The sequence below is a fragment of the Nocardioides sp. GCM10027114 genome, assembly GCF_042659625.1.
In the GTDB taxonomy this organism is placed as follows: Bacteria; Actinomycetota; Actinomycetes; order Propionibacteriales; family Nocardioidaceae; genus Nocardioides.
On the sequence record NZ_JBHSSS010000026.1, the window covers coordinates 25394 to 38558 of the forward strand.

At 72.8% G+C, this 13165-nt stretch carries 17 protein-coding genes; 7 read left to right on the forward strand and 10 right to left on the reverse strand.

The features are described 5' to 3' along the window. Nucleotides 1-5 precede the first annotated feature (5 nt). Together ACFP2E_RS14450 and ACFP2E_RS14455 are read left to right on the forward strand one after the other, a co-directional pair. Nucleotides 6-1229, forward strand: coding sequence for an LCP family protein (locus ACFP2E_RS14450; protein ID WP_378523129.1), 1224 nt, complete (start codon nucleotides 6-8; stop codon nucleotides 1227-1229). Further along, nucleotides 1226-2119 carry a crotonase/enoyl-CoA hydratase family protein gene (locus ACFP2E_RS14455; protein ID WP_378523128.1) on the forward strand — a complete coding sequence of 298 codons (894 nt, stop codon included), beginning with the start codon at nucleotides 1226-1228 and terminating at the stop codon, nucleotides 2117-2119. Before ACFP2E_RS14450 ends, ACFP2E_RS14455 begins: the two co-directional genes overlap by 4 nt. A gap of 46 nt (nucleotides 2120-2165) precedes the next feature. Here ACFP2E_RS14455 and paaI read toward each other — a convergent pair whose 3' ends face one another. Then, a complete protein-coding gene (paaI, locus tag ACFP2E_RS14460; RefSeq protein ID WP_378523127.1) occupies nucleotides 2166-2609 on the reverse strand; it encodes a hydroxyphenylacetyl-CoA thioesterase PaaI in 444 nt (147 codons plus the stop codon). Next, nucleotides 2606-3379, reverse strand: a complete 774-nt coding sequence (locus ACFP2E_RS14465) for an ANTAR domain-containing protein (RefSeq protein WP_378523126.1) — start codon at nucleotides 3377-3379, stop codon at nucleotides 2606-2608. The genes paaI and ACFP2E_RS14465 overlap by 4 nt, the downstream gene beginning before the upstream one ends. 122 nt (nucleotides 3380-3501) lie before the next feature. On the opposite strand from ACFP2E_RS14465, the gene ACFP2E_RS14470 reads away from it, so the two are divergent. Next, nucleotides 3502-3657: a hypothetical protein gene (locus ACFP2E_RS14470; protein WP_378523125.1), complete on the forward strand. Its 156-nt coding sequence runs from the start codon at nucleotides 3502-3504 to the stop codon at nucleotides 3655-3657. Beyond that, a complete protein-coding gene (locus ACFP2E_RS14475; RefSeq protein WP_378523124.1) occupies nucleotides 3654-4196 on the forward strand; it encodes a type 1 glutamine amidotransferase domain-containing protein in 543 nt (180 codons plus the stop codon). The genes ACFP2E_RS14470 and ACFP2E_RS14475 overlap by 4 nt, the downstream gene beginning before the upstream one ends. Nucleotides 4197-4199: 3 nt before the next feature. Here ACFP2E_RS14475 and ACFP2E_RS14480 read toward each other — a convergent pair whose 3' ends face one another. The 6 genes from ACFP2E_RS14480 to ACFP2E_RS14505 form a co-directional block, all read right to left on the reverse strand. After that, nucleotides 4200-4640, reverse strand: a complete 441-nt coding sequence (locus ACFP2E_RS14480) for a PGPGW domain-containing protein (protein WP_378523123.1) — start codon at nucleotides 4638-4640, stop codon at nucleotides 4200-4202. Nucleotides 4641-4725: 85 nt separating this feature from the next. Then, nucleotides 4726-5574 carry an ABC transporter permease subunit gene (locus ACFP2E_RS14485; protein ID WP_378523122.1) on the reverse strand — a complete coding sequence of 283 codons (849 nt, stop codon included), beginning with the start codon at nucleotides 5572-5574 and terminating at the stop codon, nucleotides 4726-4728. A gap of 3 nt (nucleotides 5575-5577) precedes the next feature. Next, nucleotides 5578-6354, reverse strand: a complete 777-nt coding sequence (locus ACFP2E_RS14490) for an ABC transporter permease subunit (protein WP_378523121.1) — start codon at nucleotides 6352-6354, stop codon at nucleotides 5578-5580. Continuing rightward, nucleotides 6344-7303 carry an ABC transporter ATP-binding protein gene (locus ACFP2E_RS14495; RefSeq protein WP_378523120.1) on the reverse strand — a complete coding sequence of 320 codons (960 nt, stop codon included), beginning with the start codon at nucleotides 7301-7303 and terminating at the stop codon, nucleotides 6344-6346. The genes ACFP2E_RS14490 and ACFP2E_RS14495 overlap by 11 nt, the downstream gene beginning before the upstream one ends. Before the next feature lie 117 nt (nucleotides 7304-7420). After that, nucleotides 7421-8605 (reverse strand): acyl-CoA dehydrogenase family protein, encoded by a 1185-nt coding sequence (locus ACFP2E_RS14500; protein WP_378523119.1) that lies wholly within the window; start codon nucleotides 8603-8605, stop codon nucleotides 7421-7423. 66 nt (nucleotides 8606-8671) lie between these two features. Beyond that, complete coding sequence (locus ACFP2E_RS14505) at nucleotides 8672-9571, reverse strand: Ig-like domain repeat protein (RefSeq protein WP_378523118.1); 900 nt, start codon at nucleotides 9569-9571, stop codon at nucleotides 8672-8674. A 128-nt stretch (nucleotides 9572-9699) separates the two neighbouring features. Here ACFP2E_RS14505 and ACFP2E_RS14510 point away from each other — a divergent pair, with 128 nt between their 5' ends. The 3 genes from ACFP2E_RS14510 to arfB all read left to right on the forward strand — a co-directional run bounded on the left by ACFP2E_RS14510 (nucleotide 9700) and on the right by arfB (nucleotide 11110). Then, the gene (locus ACFP2E_RS14510; RefSeq protein ID WP_378523117.1) at nucleotides 9700-10113 is read left to right on the forward strand and encodes a CoA-binding protein; all 414 of its coding nucleotides are present in this window, start codon (nucleotides 9700-9702) and stop codon (nucleotides 10111-10113) included. 90 nt (nucleotides 10114-10203) lie between these two features. Next, nucleotides 10204-10635 carry a hypothetical protein gene (locus ACFP2E_RS14515; protein ID WP_378523116.1) on the forward strand — a complete coding sequence of 144 codons (432 nt, stop codon included), beginning with the start codon at nucleotides 10204-10206 and terminating at the stop codon, nucleotides 10633-10635. A gap of 19 nt (nucleotides 10636-10654) precedes the next feature. Then, nucleotides 10655-11110: an alternative ribosome rescue aminoacyl-tRNA hydrolase ArfB gene (gene arfB / locus ACFP2E_RS14520; RefSeq protein WP_378523115.1), complete on the forward strand. Its 456-nt coding sequence runs from the start codon at nucleotides 10655-10657 to the stop codon at nucleotides 11108-11110. A 9-nt stretch (nucleotides 11111-11119) separates the two neighbouring features. On the opposite strand, the gene ACFP2E_RS14525 is transcribed toward arfB, so the two are convergent. Continuing rightward, nucleotides 11120-11953, reverse strand: a complete 834-nt coding sequence (locus ACFP2E_RS14525; RefSeq protein ID WP_378523114.1) for an alpha/beta fold hydrolase — start codon at nucleotides 11951-11953, stop codon at nucleotides 11120-11122. A 10-nt stretch (nucleotides 11954-11963) separates the two neighbouring features. Beyond that, entirely contained in the window at nucleotides 11964-13154 is a 1191-nt protein-coding gene (locus ACFP2E_RS14530) for a heparan-alpha-glucosaminide N-acetyltransferase domain-containing protein (RefSeq protein ID WP_378523113.1), read from the reverse strand. Between the last annotated feature and the right edge of the window lie 11 nt (nucleotides 13155-13165).

Here is a 13165-nt window from a genome sequence, read left to right on the forward strand (position 1 = left end):
CCCGCATGGCTGACCGTCCCCGGGCGAACGGCGGGCCCGAGAAGGGCACGCCCGAGTACAACTGGCTCTACGGCTCCCAGGGCGGCTCGACCCCCGGCGACGACGCCACCCGGGCCGTGCCGCGCGAGCCGCGCGCCGACGAGACCCGCGTCATGCCCTCCGGCGCCCCGCAGGGCGCCCAGAAGGGCGCCCAGAAGGCCCGCCGGCAGCCGGCCGCGCAGCCCGCGCCCGCGCCGGCCCCGTCGAAGCCCGGGCGTTCCGGCCCGCGCCTCCCCCGCCGCCCTCGGTTCCGCCTCCGCTGGCTGTGGACCCTGTTCCTGCTGTGGCTGGTGTTCCTCGTGGCCATCCCGTTCTGGGCGTGGTCGAAGGTCGACAAGGTCGACGCCTTCCCGGCGAACCAGCTCGACGACCAGCCGGGGACGACCTACCTCATGGTCGGCAGCGACTCCCGCGGCGACCTGTCGGCCGAGGAGCGCAAGGAGCTCGGCACCGGCAACGCGTCGGGCCAGCGCACCGACACGATCATGCTGCTCCACACCGGCAGCGGCCCGAACCTGCTGATGTCGATCCCGCGCGACTCGCTCGTCGAGGTCCCGGGCTACGGCACGACCAAGATCAACGCCGCCTACGCCTTCGGTGGCCCCAAGCTGCTGACCCGCACCATCGAGGGCGCCACCGGCATCAGGGTCGACCACTACGTGGAGATCGGCTTCGGCGGCTTCGTCGACCTGGTCGACGCGGTCGGCGGTGTCGAGATCTGCCCCAAGCAGGCCATGAACGACCCGCAGGCCAAGCTGAACATCAAGAAGGGCTGCCAGGAGGCCGACGGCGCCACCGCGCTCGGCTACGCCCGGTCGCGCAAGCTCTACACCGAGAACGGCGACATCGACCGCGCCAAGGCACAGCGCGAGGTGGTCTCGGCGATCGGCCGCGAGGCGGCGAGCCCGTGGTCGGTCATCAACCCGCTGCGCTACTACCGGCTCAACATGGCCGCCCCGTCGGCGCTGGCCGTCAGCGAGGGCACCAGCCCGCTGTCGATGGTGCAGTGGGCGTGGGCGATGACCCGCGTGGACGGCGAGAACGGCCTCACCTGCGGCGTGCCCATCGCCGACCTGTCGGTGCGCTGGGACCCGGAGCGCAGCCAGCAGATGTTCAAGGCGATCATCAACGACGAGACCGATTCCGTCGGCAAGTCGCTCTGCACGCCCACCGGCTTCCCGCCCCAGTGAGCCGGTCACCCCTCGCCCGCGGCCTCGAGACACTGCGCTGGGAGGTCGACGAGGACGGCATCGCGCTGCTCACGCTCGACCGGCCCGACCAGCTCAACGCCTTCGACGTGACGATGGCGCGCGAGCTCGAGGAGGTCTTCCTCGCCGCCGCGGCCGACGACGACGTGCGCGCGGTCGTGGTGACCGGTGCCGGGCGGGCGTTCTGCGCCGGCATGGACCTCGACGTCGAGGGCAACGTCTTCGGCCTCGACGAGTCGGTCGAACCGACGCCCGAGGACCTGCGCGACCACCTCGACGAGGCGCCGTACCACGACGGCGTCCGCGACACCGGCGGTCGCGTCGCGCTGGCGATCCAGGCCTGCCCCAAGCCGGTGATCGCCGCGATCAACGGCGCCGCGGTCGGCGTCGGCGCGACCATGACGGTCGCGATGGACGTGCGCCTCGCGTCGACGCGGGCCCGGATCGGGTTCGTCTTCGGCCGGCTCGGCATCGTGCCCGAGGCCACCTCGACCTTCTTCCTGCCGCGCATCGTCGGGCTCCAGCAGGCTCTCGACTGGATCTGGTCCGCCGACATCCTGACCGCCGACCAGGCCCTCGCGGGACGGTTGGTCCGGTCGGTGCACGAGCCGGACGACCTGCTGCCCGCCGCGCTCGGGCTGGCCCGCTCGTACGTGGTGGGCCGCTCCCCCGTGGCGATCGGCCTGGCCAAGCAGATGTTCCACCGCGGGCTCGGCGCCGAGCACCCGCTGGAGGCACACGTCGCCGAGTCGATGGCGATGTACGCCACCTCCACCGGCGACGGCAAGGAGGGCGTTGCGGCCTTCCTCGCGAAGCGCGAGCCGCGATTCAGGGGGCAGGCGTCGCGGCTGCCGCGGATCTTCCCGGGCTGACCTGGCTGACCTGGCTGACCGGACTGAGCGGGCCGACCGGCCGGGCTCACTCCCCGGCGAGCGAGCCGCCGATCTCGCGGGACCGCCCGACGAACGTCGCGACCACCGTCTCGCCGACCGTGACCGTGACGTCGTAGACGCCGTCGCGCCCGTCGCGGGCCCGCTCGACCGCCGTGGCGACCAGCTCGTCGCCCAACCTGGTCGGCGCCAGGAACCTGATCTCGGCCCCCGCGGCGACGGTGCGCCGGCCGTAGGAGTTGCAGGCGAACGCGAACGCCGAGTCCGCCAGCGCGAAGGTCAGCCCGCCGTGGCCGATGGCGTGGCCGTTGACCATGTCCTCGCGCAGCACCATCCGCAAGGTCGCGCGCCCCGGGGCCACCGCGTCCAGCACCATGCCGAGCGCCTGGCTGGCGCGGTCGTCGGCCCACATCGCGGCGGCGCTGCGCTCCGCCAGCTGCTGGGCGACCTGCTGCGGGTCCGGCTCGGTCACTCCTCGTCCGCCGGGGCGCCGGCGACCACCTGGTAGACCAGCGCGTGGGCGACCTGGGCGAGTGGCACGTTGCTCTCGTTGGACATCTGCACCAGCACCCGGAAGGCCGTCTCGGGATCGCAGCGGCGCTGCGCCATCACGACGCCCTTGGCCTGGTCGATGGTCGCTCGGGAGACGAGCGCACGCTGCAGGTTGGTCACCTGGCGGCCGAGGGCGTCGTACTCCTCCATGCCCCACACCATCGCCCGGACGAGCTCCTCGGCGACTTCCTCCTCGAGCCCGTGGTCCTCGAGCAGGATGTCGCGACAGCGCTCGAGCGTGGCGAGCACGTCGGGTCGCGGCGCCGGGATCTCGCGGGTCTGCAGCGCGACGCCGACGACGTCGTCGCCGTCGTGCAAGGGCGTGCTCGTGGGCGCCCAGAACTTCGTCAGGAAGCGGCCCGGGTGCGAGGCGTCCGGGATGTCGTAGCGCTGGATGACGAGGTCGTGGCGCCGGTCGTGCCGCAGCACCTGCTCGAACGAGTCCGTCATCGCGGCGACGCCCTCCTCGCCGTGCGGCTCCTCCGGGTTGCCGGGGAACGCCTCGAAGGCCGGCACCGAGATCAGCTCGTCGGCGTCGCGGCCGGTGGCCGTCAGGATCGCCTTGTTGGCGCCGCGGATCACGAAGTCACGGTCGACCACCAGCCCCGGTCGCTCGCTCGCGAGGTGCGAGGTGACCTGCGGCAGTGACGCGAGGTCACGCCGCAGGGTGGGTCTGCCGGTGTCGTCCATCGACCCAGACTGTCAGAGATCGGTCCATTCACACACCGCGTCCGCACACCACACCCGCACGGGTGAGTCATACGAGCCCACGGGCATGCCGGCCCGGGCAGCGGGTACCCCACCTCATGACCGTGACACCGGAACCCCCGGAGCCCAGCGACCGACCCGTCGACGTCGAGGCGGTCCCCGACGAGGAGGGCGTCTCCCAGGCGGACGCCGCCGAGCGGGTCGACCTGGACCCCGAGGAGCAGGACAACGCCACCGACCCCGAGGGAGACGGACGATGACAGACCTGACCGGCAGGACCGTGGCCTTCCTGGTGGCCACCGAGGGAATCGAGCAGGTGGAGCTCACCGAGCCGTGGCAGGCGGTGGAGAAGGCCGGCGGCACGCCGCGGCTGCTCTCCACCGAGTCCGGCAAGGTGCAGGCCTTCGACCACCTCGACAAGGCCGACACCTTCGACGTCGACGAGGTGGTGGGTGATGCGGACGCCTCGGCGTACGACGCCCTCGTGCTGCCCGGAGGCGTCGCGAACCCCGACGCGCTGCGCATGGACGAGTCCGCGGTCGCCTTCATCAAGGCCTTCGCGGAGTCCGGGAAGCCGCTCGCCGCGATCTGCCACGCGCCGTGGACGCTGGTCGAGGCGGACGTGCTGCGCGGGAAGCGGCTCACCTCGTTCCCGAGCCTGCAGACCGACATCCGCAACGCGGGCGGCGAGTGGGTCGACGAGGAGGTCGTGGTCGACGGGAACCTCGTCACCAGCCGCAACCCCGGCGACCTGCCGGCCTTCAACGAGGCCGTGCTCGACCTGATCGGCCGCAGCTGAGGGTCAGGCCCGGCTGGGCGACCGGAACCGGCGGTAGCTGTAGGCGATCGTCCCGAGGGCGATCAGTCCGGACAGCACCTGCGTGAGACCGGTGGCCCAGCCGCCGACCAGCCACCAGCCGTCCGACATCGGCCACCAGCCAGGAGCGGGCGGGTCCCAGATCCACAGGGCGCCGAAGCCGATGAGCACGAGGGCGACACCGGAGGACGCCACGATCCGGGTCCAGGTCTCGACGCTGTCCGAGGCCGCCTTCAGCGCCCGCTGCTTGAGCGGCTCGACCCTGCGCTCGGCCCATTCGTACTGCTGCGACAGGACGACCACGCCGGCGAAGAGCATCAGCAGACCCGGGCCGGGCAGGAAGATGGCGGCGATGCCGGCCGCGACCAGCAGCCAGCCGAGGCCCTCGAGGAGGACCCGCTTGGTGGCCGCACCCAGCTTCCGCATGCCTGCACTCTGTCAGGTCGGGCCAACCCCTCGCGCCGGACACCCGGACAGCCGGTGAAGTCCGGGTGACGACCCGCCCGGGCGGTCAGCCGCTCAGGTCGCGGCGGCGGAAGGCCGGGATCGCCAGCAGCAGGACCGCCAGGGTGGAGCCGGCCAGCAGGCCGGCGTGGGCCGGGTCGACGCCGTTCACGAGCGGGTCGGTCGCGTTGAACCAGTACCAGGGGCTCAGCTCGGCGCCTCCCGCGAGCGAGTCCACCAGCGGCAGGAAGCCGGCCGCCAGGAAGGCCGCGGTGGCCAGCCCCGCCGCCACGGCGTACGCGATCCGGCGGCTGCCGGTGCCGGCCCCGAGGGCGAGCGCGATCGCTCCGAAGAGGGCCGCCAGCAGGCACGTGTGCAGCACCAGCGAGAGGATCCCGCCCAGGCTCAGCCCCAGCCCGCCGACAAGGTCGGCGAGCAGCAGTCCGACGACCGCCGCGACGCCGACGAGGGCCACGTGGAGCAGCATCGCCGCCGCCTTGGCCGCCAGGAACGTGGACCGGCCGACGGGGGCGCCGAGCAGCATGCCGAGCGTCTTGCCGTCCTCCTCCCCCGCCGTCGAGCGGACGGCCGAGATGATGCCGACCGCGATGAGGCAGCCCGGCGCCACCATCGAGAAGAGCTCCGCGTTGACCCAGCCGGTCGCTGTCCCGAGGTCGGCGCCGGCCATCATGGCGTCGAAGGCCGGCGGCAGGACGTCGGCCATCTCGGCGAGCGTGTCCTGCATGGAGGGCCACATCCCGCCGACCATGAGCGACATGCCGATCACGACGGCGGAGAAGACCCCCACTGTGGTGCGCCGCTCACCCAGCGCCTGCCGGACGACCTCGGCGCCCACGGCGAGCGTGCCGGGGGCGTCGGTACGCCGGGCGCGGGTGCGGGTGGGTGCGAGCGTCACGGTTCACCCCCGCAGGTCGCGTCGGTCGAAGGCCCAGGCGGCCACCGCGACCGCCGCGAGGCACAGGCCGGCAAGCAGCGCGAGGTGGCCGAGGTGGAGGCCGTTCGTCAGCGGGTCGCTGCCGGCGTAGTAGAACCAGGGCGTCACCTCGGCCCACCGCTCGTGACCTGCCAGCGGCAGCATGCTGTCGGCGAGGTAGCACGCCAGGGCGAGCCCCCCGGACACCGCGCCGGCCGTGCCGGGCCGACCGGTGGCGGCGGCCACCGCGAGGGCGAGGAGCCCGAAGAGCAGCGCCAGCAGCGCCAGGTGCAGCGAGGTGGCGGCGACGTTCGACGCCTCGAGCCCCACGTCCCAGACCACCGAGGAGACGACGGCGCCGAGCATGAACATCGCGGTCGTCGCGCCGACCCCGGCGACCAGGCCGGCCGTCTTGGACAGCAGCACATCGGTGCGGCTGACCGGCGCCCCCAGCAGCATCCCCATCGTCCGGCGCTGCTCCTCCCCGGCCGTCGCGCCGGACCCGGCGACCACGGCGTAGCCGACCAGCGTCGCCGGCGCGATCAGGTGGAACAGCTCGGCGACGACGTAGCCGCCGGTGGTCTCGCCGCCCATGAAGGCGAGCAGCTCGGGCGGGAAGTCGCGGGTCAGGTCGTCGAAGGTCGTCCGCATGCCGGAGTAGATGCCCAGCACGAAGAACGTCATCGCGACGAGGCTCAGCCCGACCGTGGTCACCGAGGTCCGCCGGTCGCGCAGGTCCTTGACCAGGACGTCAGTGGACACGGAGCGTCTCCCCGCTGCCGGCGACAGCCGCCTGGTCCGCGGCGTCCGCCCGGTCCTCGCGGTAGTAGGCGAGGAAGATCTCCTCGAGGTCCGACTCCCGGCTGTTCAGGTTCAGCACCTCGTGGGCCATCGCGGCCTGCAGGATCGCGTTGACCGACCCCTCGAAGGAGATCCTGGCGATCCGGCCCTCGATCTCGGCCGAGCGGACGCCCCCGACGCCCTCGAACAGGTCGGCGGGGACGTGGCCGGCGAACTCGAAGTCGATCCGGCGGATCGCCTTGCGCTTCAGCTCGTCGACCCGCTCGACGACCACGAGGTGGCCGTTGCGGATGATGCCCACCCGGTCGGCGACGCGCTCGACCTCGGACAGCGTGTGCGAGGAGAGGAAGACGGTGCGGCCCTCGGCGCGCACCTCGTCGACGAGCAGGTGGAACTCCTGCTGGACCAGCGGGTCGAGGCCGATGGTCGGCTCGTCGAGCACCAGCAGGTCGGGCCGGTGCATGAATGCCTGGATCAGGCCGATCTTCTGGCGGTTGCCGGTGGAGTACTCGCCCACCTTCCGGGACAGGTCCGCACCGAAGCGCTCGGCGAGGTGGGCGACGTACTCGTGGTCGACGCCGCCGCGCAGCCGGGCGAAGTAGTCCAGCGTCTGCTGGCCGGTCAGCCGGGGGTAGAGCGCCAAGTCGCCCGGCAGGTAGCCCAGGTGGCGCCGGATCTCCACCGACTGGGCGCGGCTGTCGATGCCGAGGACCAGCGCGCTGCCCCTGGTGGCCCGGATCTGGTCCACCAGGACCCGCATCGTGGTGGTCTTGCCCGCGCCGTTCGGGCCGAGGAAGCCGAAGACCTCCCCGCGCTCGACGTGCAGGTCGAGGTCCTCGATGGCGGCGACGTGACCGAACAGCTTGGTCAGGCCACGGGTCTCGATCACCAGATCTCGCTGGTCGCCCACGCGTACCACCCTCCTGACCGTCCCCGTGCTTCCACACTAGGTCCGGCCAGGGACGGGTCCCCCGAGCCCTTGGTCCCGATCGACGGGGCTTCCGTCAGGCTGGGGCCGGGCCCTGCATCACAGGTTGGTCTGGATCCCGGAGAGGAGCTGTCGTGCCATCACGATGCGCTGCACCTGGTTGGTGCCCTCGTAGATCTGGGTGATCTTGGCGTCGCGCATCATCCGCTCGACGGGGTACTCACGGGTGTAGCCGTAGCCACCGAGCACCTGCACCGCGTTGGTGGTGACCTCCATCGCGACGTCGGAGGCGAAGCACTTCGCGGCCGCGCCGAAGAAGGTCAGGTCCTTGTCGCCGCGCTCGGAGCGGCCGGCCGCGGCGTACGTCATCTGACGGGCCGCCTCCACCTTCATGCCCATGTCGGCGAGCATGAACTGCAGGCCCTGGAAGTCGGCGATCGGCTTGCCGAACTGCTGGCGCTCCTGGGCGTAGCCGAGGGCGTAGTCCAGAGCACCCTGGGCGATGCCGACGGCCTGGGCGGCGATCGTGACGCGGGTGTGGTCGAGCGTCCGCAGCGCGAGCTCGAACCCCCTGCCCTCCTCGCCGATCATCCGGTCGGCGGGAAGGCGCACGTTGTCGAGGTACACCTCGCGGGTCGGCGAGCCCTTGATGCCGAGCTTCTTCTCCGGGGCGCCGAAGGAGACCCCCTCGTCGGACTTCTCCACGACGAACGCCGAGATGCCCCTGCTCCGCTTCTCCGGGTCGGTCACGGCGAGGACCGTGTAGAACTCCGAGACGCCGGCGTTGGTGATCCAGCGCTTGACGCCGTTGAGGATGTAGTGGCCGCCGTCGCTGCCGGGCTCGAAGACGGCCTTGGTCTTCATCCCGGCCGCGTCGGAGCCGGCGTCGGGCTCGGACAGGCAGTAGGAGAAGCCGCCCTCGCCGCGGGCGAGCGCGCCGAGGTACTTCTTCTTGAGCTCCTCGCCGCCCGCGAGCTCCACCGGCAGCGAGCCGAGCTTGTTGACCGCGGGGATGAGGCTGCTCGAGGCGCACGCCCGGGCAACCTCCTCGATCACGATGACCGTGGCCAGCGCGTCGGCACCTGCGCCGCCGTACTCCTCCGGGACGTGCGGTGCGTGGAAGTCCGCCGCGAGCAGCGCGTCGGCCGCCTCCTGCGGGTAGCGGGCCTCCTCGTCGACCTCGGCGGCGTACGGCGCGACCTTGGCGTCGCAGATCGCGCGGACCGCCTCGCGCACCGCCTGGTGCTCCTCGGAGAGTGCGTACATCGGGAAGTCGGAGCTCATGCCCGGATGGTACTTCCGGGTAACCAGCGGCCGGAGTGGACCCCGGCCGCCGGCCACCCGGTCACGTCAGCGGACGACCTTGACGGTCACCGGGCCCTCGGTGGCGCTCTTGTCGTGGTAGCCCGAGCCGAGGTACTTCACGGTGAACCTGTGCACGCCGGGCTTGAGCTTCCCCAGGTTGATCACGGCCTTGCCGGCGTCGTCCAGCGTGCCGCGCCCGACCGTCTTCGCGCCCTTCTTGGCGACGACCTTGCCCGAGGGCGTCAGCGTCTGGCCGGTGACGACGGCCTTCAACTTCGCCGCCTGGCCCTTGACGAACTTCTTCTTCGCCGGCTTCGCCGTCGTGGCCGAGGTGTTCTTGACGACCGGCAGCGTCTTGACGGTGCCCGGGTTCTCGGTCGCGCAGGTGATCGGGACCGGACCGAGGGCACCGACCGTCGGCACCATCGTGAAGGTGCGCGGCATGAGGATCGGGTAGTCGCCCGCCACCGGCGTGGTGAACGCGCCGTTCGTGGCGGTGGCCCCGACCAGCAGCGCGCCCGCGTCGCCGGAACGGATCGCTCCGATCGCGGCACCCGCCAGCGGAACCGAGGCGTCGCCGAGGCCCAGGCCGAAGTCCGGCAGGTCGAGGGCGGAGACACCGCCGAGCGAGGTGAGCGTTCCCGCCAGCGTGGCCGGCAGGCCGAAGGTGAGGTCGACGGCGTGGGTGCCGCCGAGGTTCATCAGGCTCTCCGGAACGGTCTGGCCGGCGTTGATCTGCGTGACCGCGTCGAGCGCCGGGACGTCCATCCGCACCGGGACGGTGAAGCTGCCCACCGTCGGGACCGCGCAGACGTAGTCGGTGCTGGCCACGACGGCCTGGGCGGGCGTCGCCGAGGCGGCGACGAGCGCCCCTGCGGCGAGGGCGGACGCCGCGGCGGTGGCCGCGACCCGCTTGGTGACGCTGGTGCAGGTGCTGAGGTCCATGAAGTGTGCTCCCTCCCGAAGCATCTCGGTGCTGCCTCCCTCAAGGCAGTCGGGGAACGCTACTGACGGGTAGAGGGTTGTGGGGAAAAGATGCAGGGAATGCTCGGGGGGACAACAAAGGAGTGATCGTGTCCGACTGGCTCGACCGCAAGAACATCGACTTCATGCTCGAGGAGTGCGACACCTGGGCCGTCGTGGGCCTGTCCGGCGACCCCAGCCGCACGGCGTACCGGATCGCCGAGCTGCTGCAGCGGCGCGGCAAGCGGATCGTCCCGATCCACCCCGACGCGCCCGTGGTGCTCGGCGAGCAGGGCTACGCGACGCTGGCGGAGGTGCCCTTCCCGGTCGACGTGGTCGACGTCTTCCGCCGATCCGAGGCGGCCGGCGAGTTCGCCGACCAGGCCGTGGCGGTCGGGGCCCGCGGGGTGTGGTTCCAGCTCGGGGTCGTCGACCACGAGGCCTTCGAGCGCACCACGAGGGCCGGGATCCCGATGGTGATGGACACCTGCCCGGCCATGGAGTGGCGCCGCGGGGCCGCGTGACCCCCAGGAATACTCCCGTTTCCCCCCAACCAGGGGATGGTGCCGGCCTCGGCGCCGCCGGATCCTCGTCCCAGGAGAAGGGACGTCGCCATGAACATCCGACCCAGCCGACCCAGCCGACCCAGCCGATCCAGCCGATCCCTGGCCGCGACCGCGGCCCTCGTCCTCACCGCCGGCCTCACGGTCCTCGCCTCGCCCGCGGAGGCGGTGAAGCCGGTCGGCGGCTGCCCCGGCGTGCAGTGGAGCGCCACCACCCTGCCGGCGGGCGGCGGGGACACCAGCAGCCTGCTGTGGGTGCTCACGTTGGCGGGACTGGAGCAGGAGTTCGGCACATTGGAGGCCGCGCTGGAGGCCTTCGGCGTGCCCGACCTGGACGCGCTGGCTGCCCTCGTCCGCGAAGGCGCACTCACCAAGTTCGACAAGAACGGCGACGGGGTGGTGTGCATCAAGGACCAGCCCGACACCCCGGGCTTCCCGGCGTACTTCTTCAACGGGGTCGACAACACCTCCCACTCCCGTTGAGCCGGGTCGGGGGCGCGACGTGAGCGCCCCGGGCACGGACCTGCGGGTGCCGCCGGGCCCCGGCATCCCCGGAGGGTTGACCATCCCCGCCGGTGAGCTGGTCGAGCGCTTCAGCCGGTCCTCCGGGCCCGGCGGGCAGGGCGTCAACACCACCGACAGCCGCGTCGAGCTCGAGTACGACGTCTCCGCGTCGTCGGCGCTCGACGACGCCCAGCGGGAGCGTGCCGTCGCCCGGCTGGGCGGACGACTCGTAGACGGCCGACTGGTCGTCGACGCCTCCGAGCACCGCAGCCAGCACCGCAACCGGGTCGCGGCCCGCGAGCGCCTGGCTGCGCTGCTGCGCGCAGCGCTCGCTCCCCCTCCCCCGAAGCGCCGGCCGACGAAGCCGACCCGGGGCTCGCAGCGGCGCCGGCTCGAGGCCAAGCGGCAGCGCGCCGAGACCAAGGCGCTGCGCGGCCGGGTCCGCGACACCTGAGTCGCCTGCTCAGTCGGCCAGGAACTCCAGCACCGCCGCCGCGAGTGCCTCGGGGTCCGCCAGGTGGGCCGTGTGCGCCTGGCCCGCGAGCTCGCGGATCCGCGCGTCCGGCAGGGCGGCCGCGACGACCTCGGGGTCGGCACGCAGAGCGGCGGGGCTGAGCTCTCCGACGAGCATCAGGACCGGGATGCCGATCCGTGCGGCGGCCGCCGGGTCGAAGGCCTGGGAGGCAAACGCCCGCAGCTCCCGCGGTACCGCGTGGGCAGCCGCCACCCGACCGGCCCAGCCCGGGGACGCCTCCACCTGGGCGATCTCCTCCTCCGTCCGCCCGACCACCTCTCGATAGAAGAGCCGCAGCATCGCCTCGCGGAGGCCCAGGTGCAGGAAACCGTCGAGCTCGGCCAGGAGCTCCGGCGGCGACGCTCGGTGGGCCGGGTTCGGCACCGGCCATCCCTCGTAGAGGACCAGCCGCCGGACGCGTGAGGTCAGTCCCACGGCGCCGAAGCACAGGTTGCCGCCGTAGGAGTGGCCGAGCAGGTCGATCGGGCCGCCGTGGTCGGTGGCCGCCGACTCGACGACTGCGGCGACGTCGGCGTACTCGCGGGTGATGTCGTAGGGGTCGGCGGGGTCGCCGTCGTCGGAGTGCCCGTAGCCGCGCCGGTCCATGACGTGCACACGCGCGCGGCGCGCGAGCAGCGGGACGACGAGGTCCCAGGCGCTGTGGTCGTTGGTGGAGCCGGGCACGACCACGAGCGGCCGCCCCCGCCCGGAGACGTAGACGGCCAGTGCCGTTCCGTCCGGTGAGGTCACGCGACGGACGTCCGCCTCGGAGGCGGTGCTCACGCTGTCGACTCTACGCCGCTCGCGCCAGCCGCGTCACGCCCGAAGCGGCCCAGGCGACGACCCGCTCGAGGGGGCCGCGGGAGCGGGTGAGCGCGTAGACCGCGCCGATGCCGAGCAGCACCGCCACGTGCACGGCGAAGGAGTCCGGCTCCTCGGCGGGCGGGACGTCGGGGGTCCGCATCAGCACGTGCAGCGTGTACAGGGACAGCGTCATCGCACCCGCGCCGAAGGCGACGGCGACCACGCGCCGGCCGGCCGCGGGCAGCAGTCCCAGCACCAGCAGCGTGACGCCGATGACCAGCCACGCCGACCCGATGGTGTGCGCGAGGTCGAACGGCGTGCCGGTGTGCGGGGCGACCACGAGCAGCCACTCCCAGGCCCCGCCGGTCGGGGTGGTGCCGTAGAGGCCGCGGGCGATCAGGTCGAGCAGCTCGGGCCCCGTGCGCGCGGCCGGCCCACCCGCGCCGATGAGCGGCGTGACCAGCTCCGGCTGGGCGGTCAGGCTGCGGGACACGATCACCGCGGTCGCGGCGAGCACTCCCCCGGCCCCGGCGACGAGCGCCTGCACTCGGCGGTCGGTGAGGTCCAGCCGCCCGAGCGCCATCCCGGCGAGCAGATAGGCGAGCCACGGCACCACCGGGTAGTAGCCGGTGAAGGTCAGCTCGGTGAGGAACGGCCACGGGTCGTCGAGCCGGCTGAACGACGGGCTGTTGAAGGTGCGGTCGGGCAGTGACGGCCGCACCAGGTGGGAGACCACCGGCGCGGCCACCAGCCAGACGCCGGCGAGCGCGGCGAGGGCCGGGGCGCGCAGCCCCAGGAACGGGATGCCGAGCAGGAAGAGCAGCGCGTAGTAGGTGAGGATCACCGCGATCCCGGTGTCCAGACCTCCCAGCCATAGCCCGAGGCCGCCGATGAGCAGCGCCCGGACGGCGATCCCGGCGCTGCGCGCCCACCGCTCGGAGCCCCGCAGCGGCGTCGTCCGGCCGGTCATCAGCGCCAGGCTCAGGCCCGCCAGCACAGCGAACAGCGCGGACGCGCGGCCCCCCGAGATCGACTGGGCCAGCGTCAGCTCGCCGGCAGCGTTCCTCGGGTCGAGGACGTGGGTGGCGACCATCCCCAGCAGCGCCAGGCAGCGGGCGACGTCGACGCCGACCAGGCGGCGGTCGGTCCGGCTGGCCGGTGGGGCCGGGGCTGAGGTCACGCCTCGATCCT

Bases quoted from the DNA above. Each gene is read 5' to 3' on its own strand.
- ACFP2E_RS14450 (WP_378523129.1), top strand. From the start codon at position 6: ATGGCTGACCGTCCCCGGGCGAACGGCGGGCCCGAGAAGGGCACGCCC.
- ACFP2E_RS14465 (WP_378523126.1), bottom strand. From the start codon at position 3,379: ATGGACGACACCGGCAGACCCACCCTGCGGCGTGACCTCGCGTCACTG.
- ACFP2E_RS14475 (WP_378523124.1), top strand. From the start codon at position 3,654: ATGACAGACCTGACCGGCAGGACCGTGGCCTTCCTGGTGGCCACCGAG.
- ACFP2E_RS14480 (WP_378523123.1), bottom strand. From the start codon at position 4,640: ATGCGGAAGCTGGGTGCGGCCACCAAGCGGGTCCTCCTCGAGGGCCTC.
- ACFP2E_RS14500 (WP_378523119.1), bottom strand. From the start codon at position 8,605: ATGAGCTCCGACTTCCCGATGTACGCACTCTCCGAGGAGCACCAGGCG.
- ACFP2E_RS14505 (WP_378523118.1), bottom strand. From the start codon at position 9,571: ATGGACCTCAGCACCTGCACCAGCGTCACCAAGCGGGTCGCGGCCACC.
- ACFP2E_RS14515 (WP_378523116.1), top strand. From the start codon at position 10,204: ATGAACATCCGACCCAGCCGACCCAGCCGACCCAGCCGATCCAGCCGA.